The sequence below is a fragment of the Vasconcelosia minhoensis LEGE 07310 genome (assembly GCF_015207255.1).
Lineage (GTDB): Bacteria > Cyanobacteriota > Cyanobacteriia > Phormidesmidales > Phormidesmidaceae > Vasconcelosia > Vasconcelosia minhoensis.
The window spans coordinates 1-21,529 of record NZ_JADEXG010000069.1 but is presented as its reverse complement, the minus strand read 5'-3'; the positions used below and the strand labels follow the sequence as shown (position 1 = coordinate 21,529).

At 54.0% G+C, this 21,529-nt stretch carries 20 protein-coding genes; 15 read left to right on the top strand and 5 right to left on the bottom strand.

The window, feature by feature from the left end:
* Positions 1 to 2: 2 nt before the first annotated feature.
* A complete protein-coding gene (locus tag IQ241_RS21505; protein WP_193911194.1) occupies positions 3 to 275 on the bottom strand; it encodes a hypothetical protein in 273 nt (90 codons plus the stop codon).
* Positions 276 to 281: 6 nt separating this feature from the next.
* Positions 282 to 1,532, bottom strand: a complete 1,251-nt coding sequence (locus IQ241_RS21500) for a DUF4255 domain-containing protein (protein ID WP_193911192.1) — start codon at positions 1,530 to 1,532, stop codon at positions 282 to 284.
* 279 nt (positions 1,533 to 1,811) lie between these two features.
* On the opposite strand from IQ241_RS21500, the gene IQ241_RS21495 reads away from it, so the two are divergent.
* From IQ241_RS21495 to IQ241_RS21465, 7 genes are all read left to right on the top strand, one after another.
* A complete protein-coding gene (locus tag IQ241_RS21495; RefSeq protein WP_193911190.1) occupies positions 1,812 to 3,524 on the top strand; it encodes a phage tail sheath family protein in 1,713 nt (570 codons plus the stop codon).
* Positions 3,525 to 3,674: 150 nt separating this feature from the next.
* A complete protein-coding gene (locus IQ241_RS21490; RefSeq protein ID WP_193911188.1) occupies positions 3,675 to 4,172 on the top strand; it encodes a phage tail protein in 498 nt (165 codons plus the stop codon).
* Positions 4,173 to 4,202: 30 nt separating this feature from the next.
* Positions 4,203 to 4,685 carry a phage tail protein gene (locus IQ241_RS21485; RefSeq protein WP_193911186.1) on the top strand — a complete coding sequence of 161 codons (483 nt, stop codon included), beginning with the start codon at positions 4,203 to 4,205 and terminating at the stop codon, positions 4,683 to 4,685.
* 8 nt (positions 4,686 to 4,693) lie between these two features.
* Positions 4,694 to 5,188 carry a phage tail protein gene (locus tag IQ241_RS21480; protein WP_193911184.1) on the top strand — a complete coding sequence of 165 codons (495 nt, stop codon included), beginning with the start codon at positions 4,694 to 4,696 and terminating at the stop codon, positions 5,186 to 5,188.
* 7 nt (positions 5,189 to 5,195) lie between these two features.
* The gene (locus IQ241_RS21475; protein WP_228021945.1) at positions 5,196 to 5,621 is read left to right on the top strand and encodes a hypothetical protein; all 426 of its coding nucleotides are present in this window, start codon (positions 5,196 to 5,198) and stop codon (positions 5,619 to 5,621) included.
* A gap of 7 nt (positions 5,622 to 5,628) precedes the next feature.
* Positions 5,629 to 5,898, top strand: a complete 270-nt coding sequence (locus IQ241_RS21470) for a hypothetical protein (protein WP_193911182.1) — start codon at positions 5,629 to 5,631, stop codon at positions 5,896 to 5,898.
* On the top strand, positions 5,898 to 6,494 hold the full coding sequence (locus tag IQ241_RS21465; protein ID WP_193911181.1) for a phage tail protein: 597 nt from the start codon (positions 5,898 to 5,900) through the stop codon (positions 6,492 to 6,494). Before IQ241_RS21470 ends, IQ241_RS21465 begins: the two co-directional genes overlap by 1 nt.
* Before the next feature lie 3,953 nt (positions 6,495 to 10,447).
* Here IQ241_RS21465 and IQ241_RS26065 read toward each other — a convergent pair.
* Entirely contained in the window at positions 10,448 to 10,582 is a 135-nt protein-coding gene (locus IQ241_RS26065) for a hypothetical protein (RefSeq protein ID WP_265579925.1), read from the bottom strand.
* A gap of 196 nt (positions 10,583 to 10,778) precedes the next feature.
* Between IQ241_RS26065 and IQ241_RS21460 the strand changes: the two genes are divergently transcribed.
* The 8 genes from IQ241_RS21460 (at position 10,779) to IQ241_RS21425 (ending at position 19,512) form a co-directional block, all read left to right on the top strand.
* A complete protein-coding gene (locus IQ241_RS21460; protein WP_193911179.1) occupies positions 10,779 to 12,464 on the top strand; it encodes a hypothetical protein in 1,686 nt (561 codons plus the stop codon).
* A 7-nt stretch (positions 12,465 to 12,471) separates the two neighbouring features.
* Positions 12,472 to 12,957, top strand: a complete 486-nt coding sequence (locus tag IQ241_RS21455; RefSeq protein ID WP_193911177.1) for a CIS tube protein — start codon at positions 12,472 to 12,474, stop codon at positions 12,955 to 12,957.
* Between the two features lie 690 nt (positions 12,958 to 13,647).
* On the top strand, positions 13,648 to 15,657 hold the full coding sequence (locus IQ241_RS21450) for a VgrG-related protein (RefSeq protein ID WP_193911175.1): 2,010 nt from the start codon (positions 13,648 to 13,650) through the stop codon (positions 15,655 to 15,657).
* Between the two features lie 12 nt (positions 15,658 to 15,669).
* Entirely contained in the window at positions 15,670 to 16,062 is a 393-nt protein-coding gene (locus tag IQ241_RS21445) for a DUF4280 domain-containing protein (protein ID WP_193911173.1), read from the top strand.
* Positions 16,063 to 16,080: 18 nt separating this feature from the next.
* Complete coding sequence (locus IQ241_RS26755; protein WP_193911207.1) at positions 16,081 to 16,266, top strand: DUF29 family protein; 186 nt, start codon at positions 16,081 to 16,083, stop codon at positions 16,264 to 16,266.
* Positions 16,267 to 16,383: 117 nt separating this feature from the next.
* A complete protein-coding gene (locus tag IQ241_RS21435) occupies positions 16,384 to 17,175 on the top strand; it encodes an aspartate/glutamate racemase family protein (RefSeq protein WP_193911171.1) in 792 nt (263 codons plus the stop codon).
* A gap of 9 nt (positions 17,176 to 17,184) precedes the next feature.
* Positions 17,185 to 18,081 carry a substrate-binding periplasmic protein gene (locus IQ241_RS21430; RefSeq protein ID WP_193911169.1) on the top strand — a complete coding sequence of 299 codons (897 nt, stop codon included), beginning with the start codon at positions 17,185 to 17,187 and terminating at the stop codon, positions 18,079 to 18,081.
* 117 nt (positions 18,082 to 18,198) lie between these two features.
* A complete protein-coding gene (locus IQ241_RS21425) occupies positions 18,199 to 19,512 on the top strand; it encodes a dicarboxylate/amino acid:cation symporter (RefSeq protein ID WP_193911167.1) in 1,314 nt (437 codons plus the stop codon).
* Here the strand turns inward: IQ241_RS21425 and IQ241_RS21420 are convergent.
* Together IQ241_RS21420 and IQ241_RS21415 are read right to left on the bottom strand one after the other, a co-directional pair.
* On the bottom strand, positions 19,509 to 20,930 hold the full coding sequence (locus tag IQ241_RS21420; RefSeq protein ID WP_193911165.1) for a cache domain-containing protein: 1,422 nt from the start codon (positions 20,928 to 20,930) through the stop codon (positions 19,509 to 19,511). The two genes, IQ241_RS21425 and IQ241_RS21420, sit on opposite strands and share 4 nt — an antisense overlap.
* Positions 20,931 to 21,272: 342 nt before the next feature.
* On the bottom strand, positions 21,273 to 21,458 hold the full coding sequence (locus tag IQ241_RS21415; RefSeq protein WP_193911163.1) for a hypothetical protein: 186 nt from the start codon (positions 21,456 to 21,458) through the stop codon (positions 21,273 to 21,275).
* Positions 21,459 to 21,529: the final 71 nt, after the last annotated feature.

Genomic DNA, 21,529 nt, shown 5'->3' with positions numbered 1-21,529 from the left:
GGCTAGGCGTCACTGTCCTGAAGCAACTCCTGTAGATATTGAATTGCCTCGCTAGGAGACAGCAGAATAAACTCGCCCTGGCGCAGCAGTTCGTACTGGCCGCCGCGATAGCCGTGAGCGGTGATCAGCTTTTGATCAACTGCCTGATTGGCCAGGTGATAGAGCTGATTGGCGCTGATGCCTTCAAGTTCTAGGTTCATTTGATTCCTCAGGGTTTCAAGGTCAGGCTGATCGGGGTCGTTAGAACTACGGTCGGGGTCGGAAGCAGGGCTCATGGCACCTCATTCAATCAGAACTCTGGGGCGATTAAACCAGCTATAGGTGCTGCTTTCAGGGTCGGTATCGATATCGAGCAGGCTATCGGCCCCGTCCACCTGGAGGCGAATCAGGTAGTCTCCCGGCTTGACGCCGTGAAAGGGAATTTCCAGGCTGTTGGTATCCGCCTCGCGCCGAGGAGCGGCAAATAGATAGGTCGCAGGCGTCTCTACAGACCATTCGTTGAGGATGGCGACCACCTGCTGCCCATGCCCCACGGGCAGGCGGGTAAGCACCTGAAAGCAGCCCGTCCGGGGGTCGTCATCTATTCCTTCGAGCTCAGCAACCTGTACTGCAACCAAGGTAGGCCGTAGGATAAAAGGCAGCGCATTAGAGGCCAAAGGGACAGCGTCTGCTCGCTCAGAGGGATAGTGGAGTACCTGAACCGTCTGCACCCCGGCTCGCAGGTCCGACCGGGGTGCATCGCTGAGCGATAGGAGAATTTCGGTTTCCGTCATCGACTGAGGCACGACTTTACTGTTGCCCACGCTGACTCGGGTGCGCTGCCCCCGCAGCTGCTTGCCCAAGAGCCGTAGCGTCGTCTCTGCATCAATGGGCGACTGAGCGCCCGCCTGGGCCAATACCTTCTCAATCGCTGGCTGCTGAGGGAAAGGCATGACCCCACCAAAGCGCGGGTCTCGTACCGGCAGCGCCCGTTGGGCAGAGGTCTCACCGTCGATCACCACAGCCACCACCTTATAAACGACAGACAGAGAATAGGGGGCCTGGAAAAAGGTAGACCAGATCTTAGACAGCTCGTCGGTGTCAATTTCAACCGGATTGATCGTCAGCGACTGGGTCTGGTCGGCCAGGTTGGAGTAGGTCAGGAAAGCGGCATCCGCGATCGCGGCTTCAATCATATCAGCGGTCAGGATCGTCTTATCGCTCAGGGTCCGCACTACGCTGCCCAGCAGCCGCTGGGGCTCCAGCTCTGTATCGTTGCCGTAGGCACTAATCATATAGTGCAGGTCTAGGGAAGACTGGCGCCGGGCGGGTCCTTTTTTAGCGCGAAAGGCAGCGGTATCGCCATTGCGCAGAGCAGCATTGTAGGTTACCTGGTACAAAAATAAATTGACCCCCGACTCAGGGGTGCTGCTGCCAATGCTGTTGGGCTTGAGGGTAGTGACTCGCGCCCCGTCTACGTCGCCCTGAATGGCGCTCTGAAGCAGCCGCTGCAGGGTGGCGGTGACGGTTGCGATCGCAAGATGATTGCTCATTTGATGCTACTAGGAAGCTGACCGTTCACTAAACCGTCCGTCAAAACACCAGGCCATTGTGTTTTAGCAATACCCAGTTCCCCTAGCAAAATCAACACCGTTTGATGGAAGGGCTGAAAATTGAAATTTAGATAGGCTGAATAGGCTGAATATTGAGTGTGGGAGCTAGCTCTTCTCGATCTTTTTAAAAAAATTGCAATCTTCTGATAGAACGCATCCCATTTGGGGAAAACAGGAATGGAGGATTCTACTTAAGTATTTTCAAAGAGGACGGCCAGTATGGCGTTAGACTACTTTGCACCCGGAGTCTATGTTGAAGAGGTCGATCGGGGCAGTCGCCCGATTGAAGGCGTCAGCATGAGCGTGGCAGGTTTTGTCGGCTTCACCGAAGACGTGCGCGGCGATGCCACCCTGTTTGAGCCAATGATGGTGACAAACTGGGCCCAATATTTAGAATTTTTTGGTAGACCAGGTTCTGATGGATTTACCGACTTCGGTGCCTATCTGCCGTTTGCTGTGCAGGGTTGGTTCATGAACGGTGGCGGACGCTGCTGGGTCGTCAGCATTGGCACTCAGCTACCCGGCTCCCCCCAGCCCAGTCCGTCAGAACATGCGACCAAGCTGATTACCTCGAGCGGCAAACCCTCTCTTTCGTGCTATCTCAAGCCTTCTGAATCAGAGGAAAACGGCACGCTGGCTCTGCCCTCTGGCACAGGCCGCCTGAAGGTCTCGGTTTTGGATGGAGAGCCCAAACCCTTGCCGGACGATGCCGCTGAGGATGCCGAACCGCCGCTCAACAATGGTGAATACTTCACGGTCATTGTCAGAAACGGCGACGAGATTTTAGAGCAGTATGATCACCTGACCATGAACCCAGAGGCGGATTCAGCGGTGGCAGACTATGCCGTCGCCACCTTGGAGCCCTCTGAGTATGTGGTGATCAACGATATCTCCCAGTCGGGGCAGGCCCTTTCCCGGCGTCCGGCCAGTGGCTCCTACGAAATTGCGCCACCGCCCTACGTCGGCGACCCGGATCGGCTGAATCGCGACCTGCAGGGCAGCCGCGACGACCGTACCGGAATTCAGGGCCTCTACGAGATTGACGAAGTCTCGATGGTGGCCTGCCCCGACCTGCTGCTGGCCTACGAAAAAAACCTAATTGACTTAGACCAGGTGCACGGCGTCATGGAAATGATGCTGAGCATGTGTGAAAACTCCTTCCCTGGCCCAGCCTACCGAATGGCCGTAATTGACCCGCCGCCGGTCAAGCCCAGCAAAGGCATGGAGCCGGTAGAGCCCAGCCGTCAGCGTCCGGCAGACATTGCCCAGTGGCTGACCCTGTTCAACCGCCGTTCGATGTTTGGCGCGACCTACTATCCCTGGATTAAGGTTGCCAACCCCCGCGATGGGGGCCGCCCCAAGCTGGTGCCGCCGTCGGGTCATATGATGGGGATCTGGTGCCGCACCGATGAGTCTCGGGGCGTATTCAAAGCCCCGGCCAATGAAACGCCTCGGGGCGTGATCGGCCTAGCCTATGAGACCAACATGCGCGAGCAGGAGCTACTCAACCCGGTAGGCATTAACTGTATTCGCAATTTCTCCAGCTACAACAGGGGGCTTAAAGTTTGGGGAGCCCGCACCCTGGTAGAGCCCGACAACGTTCAGTGGCGCTATATCAGCGTCCGTCGTCTGCTCAGCTATGTTGAGAAGTCGATCGAGATTGGCACCCAGTGGGTGGTATTTGAACCCAATGATGCTGACCTATGGGCAAGAGTAAACCGTACCGTGAGCAACTTCTTGGAGCGGCTATGGCGGGAGGGAGCCCTATTTGGCTCTTCCCCGTCGGAGGCATTCTATGTGAAGTGCGACGGCGAACTCAACACCCATGAGACCATCATGCTGGGTCGCCTGTATGTCGAAGTCGGCATCTGCCCGGTCAGACCGGCGGAATTCGTCATCTTCCGCATTAGCCAATGGGCACCCAACCAGTAACGCTTGTTTGACCGTAGGTTGGGTTAGAGCGAATGCGAAACCTAACAGACTGAAGCCTCTGCTTTGTTGGGTTTCCCAAGCTCAACCCAACCTACGACTCTCTTAATTTGATTTAAAACTTGAGCGACAGAGTTGTAAGGAGTTAGCATCGTGGCTGATCTGAGTAAGCCCATTGCCCCGAGTAGTTTTTACCTCGAATTTTCAGGTATATGCGAAGGGGAGCAGTCCATTTTCAAAAGTGTCAATATCCCTGACTACGCCCCCAAGGTGCAGGGCGGCCAGCAGGCCATTGGCACCACCAAGGGCGGTAAAACCCTATGGCAGGTTAACGCCGCCGGTTTTGAAGGGCTATTTAACTTTGACTGCGTCTGCATTGCCAGCGGCGATGGTGACAGCACCAGCAAAAAACTCTATGGCTGGTTCGAACAATGCCTGCCCGCTTCTAACGGCGGCAAAAGCAGCTGGGGCGGCAATAAAAAAGAAGGCAGCATTACCGCTTACGATACTGACGGCAATGAAATAGCCAAATGGCAGTTTGTCGAAGCCTGGCCCTCTAAATACAAATGTGCCGACTTAGATGTGACAGCAGATGCCTACATCGAAGAGACTTACACGATCACCTGCGAAAAGTTTAATCGGGTGATGTAGTTTGATTGGTAACTTTACAAAGAGAGTATCATGGTTCAATATTTAACGAATTCAAGGTTTTACTTCGAAATTGACGGCGTCACCAACCTGTCGGTCAAAACCTGTAGCGGTCCCGAAATCGAGCTGGAAGTCGCCGGTGGAGATGCGGCGATTGGCGTCACCAAAAATGCCATTACCCAAACCCAGTCCACGATTGGCGGCGTGAAGTACAATAGCACGATTTCACTCACCTACGTTGCCGGGAATGAGGCCGATCATCAGAAGCTGGCAGATTGGTACAACGACTGCCATCCCGATACGTACTCCGGCGGCGGCTCCAAGGCCATGGATAGCCGCAAAACCGGTTCATTGGTGATCTACGACCCCAATGGTAACGAGGCCATGCGCTACAACTTCCAAGATCTCTTCCCCGGTACTAAAAAGCAGATAGGTAGCCTAGCCGTTGACAGCGGCGGCAGCCTGGCTGAAGACACTCTGGAGCTGTACTTTACTCAAGTTGTCCGGGCGGCTTAGCATCTCCGATGGCATTTCCTGAGATCTTAACCAAGGCTCGCTTTTATCTAGAGCTCAGACTTGACGGCAGCGTCGATCAGATCGACGGTTACTTTATGGAATGCAGTGGTTTTCAGCGATCGCAGGAAGTCATGGAAGTCTGTGAAGTCACCCCCCAAGTTTGGGGAAAGCAGGGACGGAGCCGGGGGCACATCGTCCGCTCTAAAATCCCGGGAAACAGCACCTATTCCAACCTTACCCTCAAGCGCGGGCTAACCGCCTCGACCGCCTTTTGGGATTGGATGGAAACCATCGGCGCGGGTGATTGGGCTGACCAGCGGCGCAATGGAGCACTGGTGATCTATGACCAGGCCGGTCAGGAACAGTTTCGGTTTGAGTTCAGCGGGGCCTTCCCCATCAGCTACAAAATCTCTGACTTAGATGTGAAAGGGTCAGATCACAATATCGAAGAAGTCGAGATTGCGGTGGAATCGCTCAAGCGAGTTTCTAATAGCGCTAGGTAGGACTGCGATGGCAACGATTCAGCTTAGTAATAACCTGGGGCTAGCGCCACCCAAGGCAAAGCCCTCAATCCAACCAATAGATCCCCCACCACCGGCGGCTGAAAACCCCCAGGCTAATCCGCAACCCGCTTCGCCCTCTAGCCTGCAAACGGAGTTTGCCTTTGAGCTGCCGACGGGCTATCTGGATGCAACGGGTCAGGTGCATCGGCAGGGCGTGATGCGGCTAGCCCGGACCATTGATGAAGTTGAGCCGATGTCCGACCCTCGGGTGCAGGCTAACCCAGCTTATGCCACGGTGATTATTCTGGCGCGGGTGATTCTAGCCCTAGGCGCTTTACCAGACATCAGCCCAATGGTGATCGAGGGCCTGTTCGCCGGGGATTTGAACTACCTGCAAAACTTCTATAGAAAGATCAACGGGCTGGTTGAATAGGTTGCATATGGAGCAGTTTGATTCTACGAAAGGGGCTGAGCAGGCCACTTTTCTGCCGCCGAGTGGCTCGATCTCTAACCCGGCTGGTTTTGTGGCTCCGGCCATTTTACAGAGCCAGCCGCCGCTAGCGATGAAGCAAATGATGGCTAAAGTCGCTGAGCAGCTGGCCCACGACCCGATGGCCATGCGGCAGTTTTGCGATCGCATCTACCAGCTCCTCTGCGACGACATCCGAGCCCAGCAGGAACGAGCCCAACGCTACGGGAGGCGACACTAATGGCACTCAATCAGGCTGCTACAAATCGGCCAGCCGCGTCCGCCGGGGGCAATGGCTCCGGCAGCAATCGGACGGCCCCGTCGGTGGCCACCAACTACGTCACTAGCAATCGCTTCTATGTCGAAATCGAAAGCAAAATTACTGCCTGCTTTACCGAATGCAGCGGGCTGGGCGTGCAGATTAAAAAGGAAACGGTAGCCGAGGGCGGCCTGAACGATCAGCAGCGGATTTTGCTAGGAACGCCTGAATTCTCAGATGTGACGCTGAAGCGCGGCATGAGCGGCAATCAGGTTTTCTGGGACTGGCTGAACGCCCTATTTAAGCCCCGTACAGCTGGGGTCAAGCTCAGCCAGCACCGCCGCAATGTGAATATTCTGGTCTTCAATCAGGCCGGGCAAACGCAGCAGTGCTGGACTCTGATTGGCGCAGTCCCGATTGGCTGGCAGGCGCCTTCGCTTCAGGCCGAGGGCAATGCCGTCGCGATTGAAGCGCTCACACTGGCCTACGAAGGGCTAAACGTGACCTTTGGCAGCGGCGGCGGCGGCGCAACCCTGCTGACGGGCCGCTCTGATACGGGCTATTTCGCTAGCAAGTAACCGATGACAAGGCAGCTAGGGCACGGCTCTCCACTTGGGACATTTCGCCGCTTAGGTCATGCGGCCCTGCTACAGCGGCAACCGCTGGGGGCTTCATCGCTGTCGATACTCAACCTGAAGGCGTTCTATCCCCATGGGTTTCCTGCTCCTGCTGTACCCGTTTCGCCGGGAGAGACGAATCCATTTCGAGCCGATTTGCAGCGCTATTTTGCCCCGGAAGAAAATCAGATCGCATCGCCGGATTCATCTGTCCTAAACTTCAGCCAGCCCTCCCAAGCGACGCCAATAACGACATCAGAGCTTCCGTCCAGCCAGATATCTGAGGCAAGCGCTGAAACTTCTCCAGCCGAAATACTATTGCCTAAGAGGAGTTCTGAGGATGGCGAGGTTTTGAGTCAGCCATCCTTCCCTGGCGTCTCTATACCGCTTCAGAGATCGCCGGCTGAGGAGATAGATAGCGTCCCAGAAGCACCATCGGACTTGGAAAGAATTACAGATACTGCTCAAACGAATCTTCAAAGATCCGCTGCTGAGAATGGGGCTGCTGAGAATGGGTTAGATAGCTCGCTCTCGCCGGGCGCTGAATCTAGATTTACCGAATCTGGTGCTTTGACTAAGGACGTAACGGATGGCACAGGGGCGTCACTAGCTGAACCCCATAGTTCCACGCAGCCATTCACCGGAGCAGCGTCTACAAATATTTTCCAGTCTATTCAAAGCCTGCGGGCACCGATGGCACCACCAGCAGCCGCATCTCAGTCTTTAGACTTTTCCTCAGTTCAGCGCTTTACAGCACAAACAGATATATCCTCTGAGCGGGCAGCTCCAGCTGAGGTATCAACCCCGGCAAATGTTCAGTCACAGCCCGCTGTACCGACTACGGCTGAATCTCCGCCATCTGGATTCAGTCCATCTGAGCGAGGGATTGATAACGCGCCTACTCCTGTTCCATCACCCAACACACCCAACCCCTCTACCCTTCAGAGAGCCTCGTCTGAGCGCAGTCGGCTTCAGGCGGATGTTCAGAATCACGCAGACGTCGGCAGCACTCTAGCTGATGGCAGCAGATTGTTCGAGGCGACAAATACTTTGCCGGAAACGCAGCTTTCTTCTGAGAGCGACCAGGCTAACCCTACGGCCAATGCCGTAGGTGGAAGCGAGACATCATCATCCCAGCCGAATGAGGAGCCCGGCTTTCGAGCATCCGCAGCAATCCAACGTTCAGTAGCATCGGAATCAGCCGTTAGCCAGGATTTCTCTAGTCCTGAAGCAGAAAATGTTATAGAACAAACGACTGAGAGTAAAATAGCGGCCCAGCACGATGAGGAAACCGCTTCCCAAGCATCCGATCTCCAAGCATCCGAAGTCATTCAGCGATCGGTTACATCAGAGCCAGCAACCATTCAGGAGCGTTCTAAGGCTGAAGCTCAACGATTAAGTTCCTCTAGTACGGGTAGCCCATCGACAGATATAGAACAATCTCATCGTTATTCAGAAACCAGTTCAGCTCAGGCCCCATCAGGTGTGCAAGCTGATTCTAAACAGATTGAAAATTCTGAAGTCACTCAACGGGCTGCCGATTTAACCTCGTCAGCTGCGCCAGTTCTCGGCTCCGAGACCGCTTCTCCGCAATCTATACCTATCCACAGTGACGGACAAGTTTTCACTGAATCTGGCTCAGCTGAGTCGCAGCTATCATCTATTCAAAAAAGTTCAGACAGCGAATCAGCTTCTGAACCTATAGCGAGAGTCGCTCTGTCAGCTGACAGAATAGCGGCAGCAGCCGAAACTTCATTTGAAAAAGCCTCTGATATTTCTCAAGAGCTAGCTCAGACAGCACCTGCCCAACTCGCTTCTATGGCGTCAAGTCTATCAGCAGTCAGTCAGGAAACTGTTCATGCCAATACGAAATCTCAGAACCCTACAGAACAGGCAGCTGAGCATAAAATAGAGCCCTTGCCGTCTCAAGCGTCAGCTTCTCAAGAGCCGAACACATCCGAAGTCATTCAGCGATCGGTTACATCGGAGCCAGCAGCTAGTCAGGTTCTTAGTAAATCTGAAGCTCAGCGGTTAAATCCCCCTAGTTTGGATAGCTTGTCCTCAGATGTGGATCAGTCTTCCAATCCTTTAGAAATTCAGTCAGCCCAAGCGCTGCCAAACATTCAAGCTAATTCGGAATCGACTGAAAATTCTCAGATCGCTCAGCGCTCTGCCGATTTACCTCCGTCTGCTATACCAGTTCTCGACTCTGACCTAGAGACCGCTGCCTCGCAACCTGAGATGCAGTCCGAACCGGCTTCCAGCACAGAATTGAGCTCCCCTAAATCTAGCTCAGCTAATTCGCAGTTAGCCGCTATTCAGACTAGCCCGGCCAGTGAACCCGCTTTCGAGCCCGCAGCGAGAGCCGATTTATCCGCTGACCCGAGAACAGCAGAAACCAAGACTTCATTTGATCAAGCCATTGATTTTTCGGCTAAGCTGTCCCAGGCAGAGCCTGTCCAACGATCTGCGCTGTCTTCAGATTCGCCAGCTTTGAGTCAGAGTGCCGCTCTTGTTAGTGGTATTGAAGCTCAGAGTTCTATAGAGCGGGCGCTGGAAAGTAAGATAGAGCCTTTGCAGTCCCAAAAGCCTGCTTCTCAAAAGGCTGAAATATCCGAAGTTATTCAGCGATCAGGAGCATTGGAGACAACAGACGGTCAGGAACTTCCTAATCTGTTCAACACTGACGCTCAGCAGTTAAATCTCGCTAGTGCAGATAGCGGCTCATCGTTAAATCCGGAACCGATTTTCAACCATTCGGAAATAGAAGCAGCCCAAACGCTGCCAAACGTTCAAGCTCATTCAGAATCGACTGGAAATCTTCAGGCCGTTCAGCGATCTGCCGACTTAAGTGACTGGCAATTAAATAGCGTACCGGTTCGCCCTCACCCTAAATCCCTCTCCCGGGGGGAGAGGGACTTTGAATTCGTCTCCCTTCTCCCCACTCTTCGAGAAGAGCAAAGCTCTACGGGAGAAGGGCTGGGAATGAGGGCTCCGGTGCTGATGGCTGGTACGTTATTAACAGGCACGTCCCTAACTCCGTCGGCGACACAAGCCCCTAGCGCTAACTCAGAATCTACCGCTTCGCATTCTAAATTGCAGTCCGAACTGGCCTCCAGCACAGAATTGAGCGCCTCTAAATCTGGTTCAGCAGATTCGCAGCTAGCCGCTATTCAAAGGAGTTCAGACGGTACCCCGATTTCCGAGGCTACAGACAGCGCTGATCTATTCGCCAACCCAAGAACCGCGGGAACCGAGACAGTATTTGAACCGCCCATTGATGTTTCGACTGGGCTGGATCAGTCAGCGCCTGTCCAACGATCTGCTTTGACATCCGCTCCACCAGCATTGGGTCAGAATGCTGCCCCTGCCAACACAGATACTCAGAACGCCATAAAACAGGCGGTGGACAGTAAGATAGAGCCCTTACAATCCCAAGAGACAGTTTTCCAAAAGCCGGAAGTAGCCGAAGTCTTTCAGCGAGCCACTGCATCGGACTCAGTCGTTAGTCAAGCGTTTTCTAGTGCGGATACTCAACGCTTAAGTTCTGCTAGTACAGAAAGTTCGGCATCAAATCTAGAAGCCTTTCCCAGCTATTCAAACCTTGAAACAGCGCAGGACCTGCCAGACGTACAGGCGGTTTCAGAATCGACCGCTTCCGAACCCACAGGGATTTCCGATCTATCAACCTATGAAGCAACGTCAGGGAGCGAGATTTCATCAGCTGAGATCGCGGCTTCCCCCATTCAGACAGCGCCGATATTTGAAAATAAAGCACCCTCAGGTAATCTTCAACGGTCAACCGATACCCATCCTGCTGAGAGCTTAGGCACTGCTAATGGGCCTGACGCTATGCGAGAGTCAGCTGCCTCAGATAAAACGCTTTCTTCCCAGTCAGCAACGCTCCCGAAAATTCAGCCAGCGTCGGAGTCGCTATCCGCAAAGGCATTACCCCAGCCATCGGGGGCATCATCCAAAATCCAATCAGCATCAAGCCAATTGGGATCTCCTTCTGAGACTAAGCCGTCATCATCAGACACAGCCAGCATTCAAAGAACGGCTGATAACAGTTCGCTTTGGCCACCAGTCGAGCTCATTAACAATGCAACAGAAAATGCAGCAGGTCTCATACAGCCATCATCTGAAGTTAATAGCGAGCAGCCCGATGCGCCTGTAGTTAGTCAATTTGAATCCGGCTCCCTTCTCCCGAGGGGAGAAGGGCTGGGGATGAGGGCTCCGGCGCTGATGGCTGGTACGTTATTAACAGGCACCTCCCTTAATCCGACCGCATCAGACTCAGGTGATATTCAACGGTCGATTCACAGCGATTCAACGCCAACCGCTGATGCTATCTCACCCGCATATACAGCAGACTCCCTACAGCCCGCTGAGCCCGATAGCAATGGCCCTATCAAGTCTTTGGTTAGCCCAACCGAGACGCTACAGCGCCAGACCGATTCGGCTACTTCTGAAGATCAAAATATCTCTGTCGATGGGCCAGCACAGGTAGAAGCAACCGAAGCCGTTCTGTACAGGCAGATTGAAGGACATTTGCCTGAAGCAGCCGCGATCGCGCCCAACGCAACGACCTCTGACAAGGAAATCTCAGCACTTTCACAGAGTTCTGATCCGGCACCGGGTCTAGATGCTGTACAAGCTAGTTATAAAGCAGCAGAGCAATTGGATATGCAACAAAGCTCTATTCAAAGAGCTTCAGAAGATTCCACCGAGCTGGCTAGGCAATCGAACTCTGAGCAGCCCGAGCAGACCAATACATCTGCTAATGAAACCTCATCACAATTTAACCATCTTGAAGCGGTACTAGAAACTTCCCATCCCCCACTAGCAGCGAACGACGTTCAAAGAGCGGCTGCCGAAGCTGAAGCACCAGTCTTGAGCACAGATCTGCTAGCTGCTGAGTTATCAGGCAATGCTCAGGCAGAGCAACATCCTGATCTGTCCAATCAGTTTGTGACTGTAGGCAGCTCTAGTTCTGACCAAACTGAAACTTCTCAACAGATGGCCATACCGCCCGTTCTGGACTCTAACCAGACCACGGGCCAGACCACGGGTAGCGCTAGTGAGTTGACTCAGCCAGCGCCCATTCAGCCAGCTTCAATTCAAAGGCAGGTCGATGAGTATTCATCTGCCTCTCCTATGCAGCTGCCGACGGTATTGCAGCCGCTGGGGGTGCTGCGTCCTCTGCCATTTTTGGAGTCGCGATTCGCCTTGGGAGAGGCTTCGCCAACGCACCCAGCTACGCCTACTGTCTCTAACAGTGACAACCCGGCTGTAATGGGCTCACAGCCAGCAGCCCTATCTCCTGATACAGTGCAGCGGCAGAACGAGCCGGTTCAACGTCAGGAATCGGAAAGCGCTATTCCCAGTGAATGGTCTAGCCTAGCTGACCTAGTGGCTCAGGCTACGACGCCGGTTTCCGCATCTTCTGGGTCAGAATTGGCTGATTTGTCTACGGACGCGATCGCGCCCACAACCGAACATCCTCTAACGGAAGCTACCGTTACGAACTCGGATTCTATTCAGCGCCAGCTTGCTGAGTCCACTGACGAAATCATTCAGCGAGAGGCTAGTGGTGAGTCGCTAGATGAATGGGCCAACCTGGAAGAATTTGTCGCTCGGGCGCTGCCAAAAGTATCGGATAGCGCTGCTTCTGAGCCAACCTCAGGAACGGTTTCGCCTACTCAGCAACAGCTAACGCCTCCAGCGCCTGCTGTACAGCCAGTAATCGTACAGGCCAAGTCTGAAAACTTTCCCACTGTCACCATATCTCGGTCATCCGACGCCGATAAAGCAGACGATATCCGAGACTACAGCCATTATCTAGAGCTGCTCGCCCAGGAGGTGTATAGCTTACTGCGGCAGCGCCTTTCCTTAGAGCAGGAGCGCCGGGGTCCCAAATATCCAAGGTAATTGATCCATGAGTAAGTTTGTAAAAGCCAAGCTGATCGCCCAGGGCGGTGGCAAAAACATCGAGTTTATGTTTAACCCGACTGAGCTGAGCTTCAGCCGCAGCATGAACCTCAACTCATCTGGCGGCGCTCGGACGGATGACGGCATTCCCAAGGTCAGCTTTGGATCACCTGAGCCCTACAGCGTCACAGTCGGCGGCTTAGTTTTCGATACCTACGAAACCGGAGAAAACGTAATTGACAAATACATCGAAAGCTTTCGGCAGGCGGTTGAATTTCTTGATTCCGAAGAGCGCCCACCCATGTATTTGCTCACCTGGGGCAAGCAGGAATATCTGCGCTGCTTCGTGCAGTCCCTATCCTACAAGCTGACCATGTTTCTACCCGACGGTACCCCCGTTCGCGCTACGGTCGATATTACCCTGCAAGAAATTGGCGAAGTCAACAGCTCCGGCAGTACCGGAACGCCTAGCCGAGGCAGCCGTCGTCGTTAGCCCCTGTTATTCGCCTATCGTTTTGACAATGTTTTTACAGATTTAGAAGCCGTAGTCAGAGCTAACCCAGGAAGCGCAGCCATCGTCATGGGCACAGACAGGCATAGTGACTTCAACGGTGAAGTAACCCTCATAAGGAGCAGTTGCAACGGTAATAGAGTCTGTTTCGGTGTCTTGGAAGACCAGATCGCCATAAGCATCATATAAAAACAGGTCGAGATCGTAGCAGCCATCATCACAAGAACCATAGATGCTTTCGCCTTCCGCAAAGTAACCCTAAACCGTAGCAGATTCGCCACTGTAGAGCCAAAGAGTGCGATCTTGAGCATTGGTCTGGGGAGCTGTAGCTGCAATCACAGCGGTGGCGAATATAGTAGTCATGAATAAAGAGCTTAAGTTTGCCATGTTCTGTTTCTTCAAAAAAGTTTGATCGCTGAGTGCAATGGATGTACGAGCGCACAGTTAGCTATAGATTTCCCGCAGTCCCATGTCAGGACTTCCCTAAAGCCATAAAGTTGCCACAAAGAATTGATGCCCCGAAACCCAGTTGTTTAAAATTATCAAGTTAAGCAGGCGTAAAAACACTGAAGTTTGACAACAGGTATTATTTGAAATCTGTAATTTCCCTTATGTGGTCGGCTTCGGCATCCTCTAAAATCAAGTTTCCTTTGTGGAGAGCGTGCCGTACCTATGGCTGCTACCAAATTCGTTGCTAAGCCGATTCTCAAGATTGATGGTGAAGCGGCCTCCAATGATCTGATTGAGGACATTCTCCAGATTTCGGTGGAGGAGAGTCTGCATCTGCCGGGGATGTTTACCCTGGTGATTCAGAACGACTACTACGGCGGCGAGACCAACTATAAGGTGTGGAAGCACGAGAAGCTGTTTGAGATTGGTAAATCAATCGAAATTGGCTTTTCATCCAGCACGACGGATTCAGACGAATTTGACGACGAAAATAAAGGCACCGTGATCAAGGGCGAGATTACGGCAATTGAGACCCACTTCACCAGCGAGGCCCAGGCCCCGATTATCATTCGCGGCTATGATGCCTCCCACCGGCTGCATCGCGGGCGGCATAGTCGGTCCTTTCAGAACAAAACCGATGCTGACATCGTGCGGTCGATCGCGGCTGAGGTCGGCATCGCCGTTGGAAAAATTGACGCGACCGGCGGACCCTACGGCTACGGAGACATTGGCGGCGCTAGCGGCTACGCCTTCCAGCAGAATCAGACCAATATGGAATTTCTGCGATCTCGCGCCGCCCGCCACGGCTTCGAACTCTTTGTCCAGGACGGCAAGCTCAACTTTCGCAAACCCAGCAAGGATGACACCCTTACCCTAGAGTGGCTGCAAGACATTCACAGCTTTCGGGTGCGGGTGAGCAGCGCCGAACAGGTGAAAAGCGTTGAAGTGCGGGGATGGGACTACAGCCGGAAAGAGGTGATTGCCGAAACCATCAGTAAAGCCAAGCAGGTTCTGACCGATACGGATACCGGGGCAGCCAGCAAAACCGTTAGCAGCTTCGACGGCAAGCCTAAAACGCCAACGCTGATGCTGGTAGACCAGCCGATTTCTCAGGCCAAGGAGGCTAAGGCGCTGGCTCAGGCCCTCTATGACGAGCTAGGAGGAGAGTTTGTCCAGGCCGATGCTCGCAGTGAGGGCGACCCGACCATTCGGCCAGGCCGGGTGGTGAAGCTGACGGGAATGGGCAAATACAGCGGCAGCTACTACGTCACCGAGACCCGCCATCTATTCCATGAGCGGATCTACCGGACCGAGTTTAGCGTCCGAGGGCTGCGCGGCGGCGATTTACTTCAAACGTTAGAGACTAAGCATACCTTGCAGCCGGGCCAGACCCTGATGGTGGGTATTGTCGCGGATAATAAAGATCCTAAGGGCTGGGGGCGAGTTAGGGTAAAGCTGCCAACCCTAACCGAAGAGCATATGAGCAACTGGGCGCGGATGGTGTCTATTGGCGCCGGTTCCTCCCAGGGCGTTGACTGGCTGCCAGAGATTAACGATGAGGTATTGGTGGCCTTTGAGCATGGCGATATCCACCGGCCCTACATTCTAGGCGGGGTGTGGAACGGTAAGGATAAGCCGCCGGAGAAAGTGGAAGACGCGATCGCGAATGGTAAAGTCCGGCTGAGAACGCTGAAAACGCGCCTGGGTCATACCCTCCAGTTTGTCGAAGAAGACAAGGGGGATAGCAAAAAAGGAGTGTACTTAACTACGGCAGACAAGCATCAGCTCCACCTCAGCGACACCGACCAGTATGCCGAACTGAAGACTAAGGACGGCCATCAGCTCAGACTAGATGACAAAGCAAAAAAAATAGAGCTTAAGACCAAGGACGGTCATCAAATCTCTATGGAAGATGGCGGCAAGAAGGTCGATATCATCTCGACTGGGAGCCTCAACGCCAAATCGGGTAAAACCGGCAGCAGCGACAAGGTCAATATTAACGGCGGCGAGATCACCCTCACCGGAGCCACTAAAATTACCCTCAAGGTCGGCGGCAGCAAAATTGTCTTGAGCCCCACGGGCATTGACATATCTGGCACCCAGGTCAACATCAAGGCCAGCGCCACCGCCAAGCTGGAGGGTACCATTGTAGATGTCAAAGGCAGCGCCACCGTCAATGTGCAATCCAGCGGCATGACCAAGGTTGCTGGCAGTTTGCTCAAGCTCAACTAAACAGAGGTCGTCATGGGAATTCAGGTTGTGGCGGGCGCCATGCTCCAATGCCCCTTTGGCGTCGCCCCCAGCACGCTCAACGTGATACCGAAAGGCCCCCCGGTGATGGCAGTCGGCCCCCTTGCCGCGACGATTATGGACTTTGCGCCAATCGCGAATATTCCTCCCTTTGGCATGTGTACCTCAATTGCCAACCCGACCGTTGCCAGCGCCACCGCTGCGGCCCTCGGCGTACTCACCCCCATGCCCTGCATCCCGGTGATTCCAGCGCCCTGGGCACCCGGCTCACCCACCGTCTTAATTAATAACTTTCCTGCTCTCAATAATAGCTCAAAGTGCATGTGTACCTGGGGCGGCGTAATCTCTATCATTAACCCCGGCCAGTTTACGGTACTAATTCCCTAGCCTGTCTAAGTTTGTGGGATTGAATTAACGATTGAAGCTAGTCCCGGCCTCAAAAGCTATCCTGCCGAACAGCTCGAGGAGCGTTATCAACGCACAGGTCGCCAAGCAGCGAGGCAAACGTATCTGGAGATTTTCGGTGTTGCTAACCGCTTGCCCTATTCTCTGAAGCTATTGCTGGTTGAAAGTTGGCTGCCAGAGGACTAGCCCTTCAGCCATACGCATGCCCGTCTGCAAAATCTGAGGAGTTGCTAGAACTGCTTATGAGTCGGGAATGCTGAAGAAGAATGACCTTCTACGTTGCCTTGCCCGCTTACTAATCTAATGACTCATAACTCTCCCAGCCGTTTCAAGCAGCAGATAAATCTACCAGGCATTTTGGGCGGGCTAGGTCCCCTGGCCCATATCGAGTTTGAACAACGACTGCTGCAGCAAAGTTTGCGTCGGGGGGCGCGCCGCGATCAGGAGCATCCTAACTGGCTCTTAGTGAGTGCTGCCTCGACGCCCGACCGGTCCCGGTATTTGCTGGAGACCGGTTCAGACTGTGTCCCGGCTCTCGTCCGTAGTGCTCGTCTATTGGAATCAATGGGCGCGAGTTTTTTAGTCGTAACCTGCAATACGGCCCACGCTTTTTATCTGTCGGTACAGTCTCAATTGAGCATTCCCTGGCTCAACATGATGGATGCAACGGCAAACTACATTGCTCAACATTTCCCCCAGGTTAAGCGAGTAGGAGTCCTGGCAACGGATGGAACAGTGCGAGCGCGGCTCTACGCCACTAGCCTCACCCAGTATGAACTATCTCCGATCATACCCTCGTTAGATTCACCCATTCAGCGTCGGATTATGCAATCTATCTATGATCCCGACTGGGGGGTTAAAGCGAGTGGTATCTGGGTTTCAGACATAGCTCTGACAGAGCTGGCTGACGCCGTTTGCTGGCTGACGAATCAGGGTGCTGAGCTGGTTGTTGCCGGCTGCACTGAGATTTCGATTGCCTTAGCTAAGCAGAATCAGCTGCCGATTAACTGGATTGATCCGCTTGACATCATGGCCAATCTTACCCTCGATCTTGCGTATGAGAATCATCCTGCCTCATGCGTAGTGTTAGCTTAGGAGTTTCCCATGTTGCCCCGTTTATCCTCGCTGCGATTACCCCATTGGACATTGCGGATCGCTACGCTAGCGGTCCTGATTGTGTCCTGCAGCCTGTGGCCAATAGCCGCAGCTCATGCTGACGAAGTGCCCCCGCCCCGGACTGAAATGCCCGCTGACATTCAACGAATCCTCGACCGGGGTAAGTTGGTGGTAGCCGTGCTAGGAACTGACAATGCTCCCTTCTTTATGGAGGACGGCAACCGTCAGCTGACGGGACTCGATGTCAAGATCGCTCAGGGTTTGGCCGATGAGCTGGGGGTAGATCTAGAATTTAACCGCTCGGCAGAAACCTTTGATGAAGTGGTCGATCAGGTCTATCAGCTCAAGGCTGATATTGCAATTTCCAAACTCAGCCGCACCCTGAGCCGAGCAAAACGGGTACAATTTTCTCGCCCCTATGTCGCCATGCGGCAGGGGCTGCTGGTCAACCGGCTACAGCTCGCCCAGCAAATTCAGGGCCAGCAGGTGATCGAGGCAATTCGCAACTTCAGTGGCAAAATGGGCGTGATTCAGGGGTCTTCCTATGTAGGATTTATTCAACAAAAGTTTCCCAACGCCACGATTGAAGAATATCCGGCTTGGGATGATATCGTCAAAGCCGTCATCCGCGGCGATTTGCAAGCGGCCTATCGGGATGAGCTAGAAGTTAAGAAGATTATTCTCAAAAATCCTGATGCTGCCTTGAGGCTGCAAACCATTGCCCTCACCGATACGAATGACAAAATTGCCATGGCGCTGCCCTGGGATAGCGACCACCTGCAGGCCTTCGTCAACCAGTATTTGGATACGTTTAGCCACGACTACACAGCTGCTCTAGTGCTGGATGAATATGCTGACTATTTTCGAACGGAAGCGAATCAGTAGATCGGTTCAACACCTTCGAAATTTCCGTACTGTCCATCTATTTCACATCTTGAGAGGTTCTGAAACCGGGATTGCTCAACATGACCACTGAACTCCTAAATCTTCTTTAGCGTGAATATGACTCTTAATTCGGTGACCAAACGACGCCAGAACTGGCCCAACAGGATTTCCCTGGGATGGCTTCGCAGCCCCTGGGCAATTCTGATCAGCGTTATTCTAGCCATCTATACGGGCACGACTCAGCCCGCGTTCGCAGCCCTGCTCGCACCGCTCGGAAAGCTCTACTTAGGGCTGCTGAAGATGTGCGTACTGCCTATTCTCCTATCTGCAATTACCACTAGCATTGGCCGTCTGATGCGAAGCAGCCACGCCGCCCAGTACATCAAGCGAATTTTGGTCGTCTTTCCGCTGGGACTGGTGGCGATCAGCGGTTTGACCGTAGCGATCGCCGCGATCGCAGGTCCTGGACGCAATCTTTCTGCCAATACGCTGGAGTCGCTGGGCGTGTTGGTCAACAGCTCGGGAGTCGATCTAGAGATGGCCTTATCGGGACCGATTCCAGAAGACGCTGCTTTAGGGCTATCGTCTTTCCTGGTGACTTTGGTGCCTGACAATATCTTTGGCGCGCTGAGCCAAGGTGAAACGCTGAAGGTATTGGTTTTTTCAATTATTGTCGGGATTTCCCTGGGCCTAATCCGCGATCGCGTCACCGACCCCTGTTTCGATATTCTAGAAGCCGTCTATCGCACCTTCAATCAGCTGATTAACTGGCTGACGATGGCCCTGCCGCTGGGGCTGTTTTGCCTGCTGGCCTATCAGCTCTCGCAGCAGGGGCTGGACGTAATGCTGTCGATGATCAATTTTCTGATTACGGCCCTGGTGATCTTTTTGGCCATATATCTGCTCAGTACGCTGGTCGTCTGGCAGCAGTCGAAGGCAGCCTTGCCCCGAGTGCTATCGGCGATGCGGGAGCCAACCATCCTCGCCCTAGCCACCTCTAGCAGCCTGGCCTGCCTGCCATCGGCGATCGCGCAGCTGAGCGAAGCCCTCGGCTTCAACCGACAAACCGTCAACCTGGTGACGCCGCTGTCGATTACCATTTGTCGATTTGGCTCGGTGGCTTACTTTGCCCTAGGGGCGGTGTTTGTCATGCAGCTCTATGACAAGCCGCTAGGACTCGGCAGTCTGATTACAATTGTTGCCGGGTCTATTTTTGCCGGGATGGCTACTTCCGGCGTGACCGGCATCCTCACGCTGACGATGCTGGGAATTGTGCTGGAACCCTTACAGCTGCCGCTGGAGGCCGTCCTGGTGCTATTTGTGGCGATCGACCCGATTATGGACCCCTTTCGCACCCTGGGCATTGTTCATACCGGGATTGCGGCGACGGCGATGATTACCGACCTGGAACCCGCCTCGCCCGTGGCCTAGCGGTCAGCGTGGGCCTTGCGAATCTGCTGGGCGCGTTTGAGCAGAGCCTCCAGCTGATCGCGATTGCGGCCAGTCATCCCATGCCGATCGATTTCGGTCTTGAGCTGCTTCACCTGCTCTGCCAGGCTCTGCTCCCGGCTGACGACCACCGTTGCCATATCGTTAAACAGGGAGGCTAGCTCGCTGAATTCATCTGGCCGCGCAATCACCCCGGCCAGATCGTCAGGGTTGAACTGATTGTCTTTGATGTCGTGGGCGGCCTGGTTGAGCTGATGGATCGGGCGAATAATATAGAGAGCGGCGGCCAGCGCCAGCAGCGAAGCGATCGCCGTAATCACCAGACCGATGGCCAGTGTCCGCTGAGCGTTGGCATGGATAGTCTCCATGTAGTCGTTTTGGGGAATCGTTACCCCAATCAGCCAGTTAACGCCCAGCTCTCTCAGATGGTAGATATAGGCCAGCTGCTTCTGCCCCTCTAGCTCAAACTCAAAGGTATACGGTCGCTCGATCTGGCGGAGATCGTCAACCGCTGCAAGCAGGTGGCTAGCAGTTGCCTGAACCAGCGGATCTTGGCTGTTTGCCGCCGCCAGCCGCAGCTTTTCTTCGCCCTGCTCAATAAAGGGTTTACCGCTGTCTGAGCTGGCAATCAGCTCTCCAGACGTTTCGATGATAAACGCTCTGCCCTGGGGACTGACGGTCAGATTCCTGAGAAAATCGCTCAGCTCAAAGAGATAGACATCAATGCCAAAGACGCCTTCCAGCTGGCCCGATCGGTCAAAAACGGGAGTGGCGCGGGTCAGGGTCAGGTCGGCCCGAGATGTGGCAATATAAACCTGGCTCCAAACCGGACCTTCGGTCGCGGCCGCTTCCTGATACCAGGGCCGCACGCGCGGGTCATAGTCTGTCTCAGAAAGCGTCTCAGTCAGATTGCCGTCGTCGTCTGTGCGATAGGCAATCCGACGGAAGTCGGTCGCGGCATCGACAAAGTCAAGCCGGTGCTGGCCGTCCTGGCGCTCACTATAGACAAATTCGCCTGATTCGCTGCCGTAGAAAAGATTGTTGGTTAGCAAGTCAGACTGGGTCAGCTGCCACAGGTCCTGGCCAAGCTGTCGGGTATCTTGAAGATCGATATTGCCACTGGCGACCTCTGCCGACACCGCAGCAGAAATCAGGGATGGCTTGGTCAGGTAGCTGGTGACCTGCTTTTCAATATTTGCGGCAACTTCCGTACTGACCTTGCCGACCAGCTCTTCAACGGCGTTTTGGCCGCTGCGAAAGGCCAGCCAGCTAGTCAGGGCGATGCCAGACACCAGGGGCGCCACCACACACAGCGGCAGGGTCCAGCGAATTGAGATCAGCCGTCTGCGGCGGTGAGACGCGGCAGCGCTGCCGGTAGAAGCGGAACGAACCCCTGGCATAAGTGCAACTTCCTGAGAATTAGCGAGCTCTGATATAGATCCCTGATTAGGATTCCCACAGCAACCCTTGCTATCAACATAAGTTGCTGAAGACAGCAGCGCTAAAGCTTGACAGCACAGAACATAGAATTTCGCGTCTGCAAGAAGATATTGCAGCCTGAGCTATCGCTAGACCTTAAACTGTCCTAGGAAAAATCGCTGCTGCTGCTGGGTTTGCCAAACGTAGTCGGTAGGGTTCCACAGCTCTCGCAGGCCAAAGTCGATCAGCTGAGCGGGAGGCTATCGTGGATGGCATGATTGACCACAGCGAAAAGGGCGGTTACAGCCTAGACCGTTTTATACTTAATTACGCCTAGCTACTGAGTCTTTCAAGAACGGCGTCCGATAGCCGTCTGCCTGCCACACAATTGGGAAAAAGCTTTCATCCATCGCGGCGTCGCCATACCGCTTGTACTGAGCAATCTGCTCGGAGTTGACATGCTCCCCGCCCTGAAGGCGCGGGGATTCTCCGGCTAGGAAATCAGACACAGCTGTTCTCCGTACGGGTGGCTAGACAGCTCAACGCCCACTGCCCCTAACGGGGTCTGACACGGGCTCCC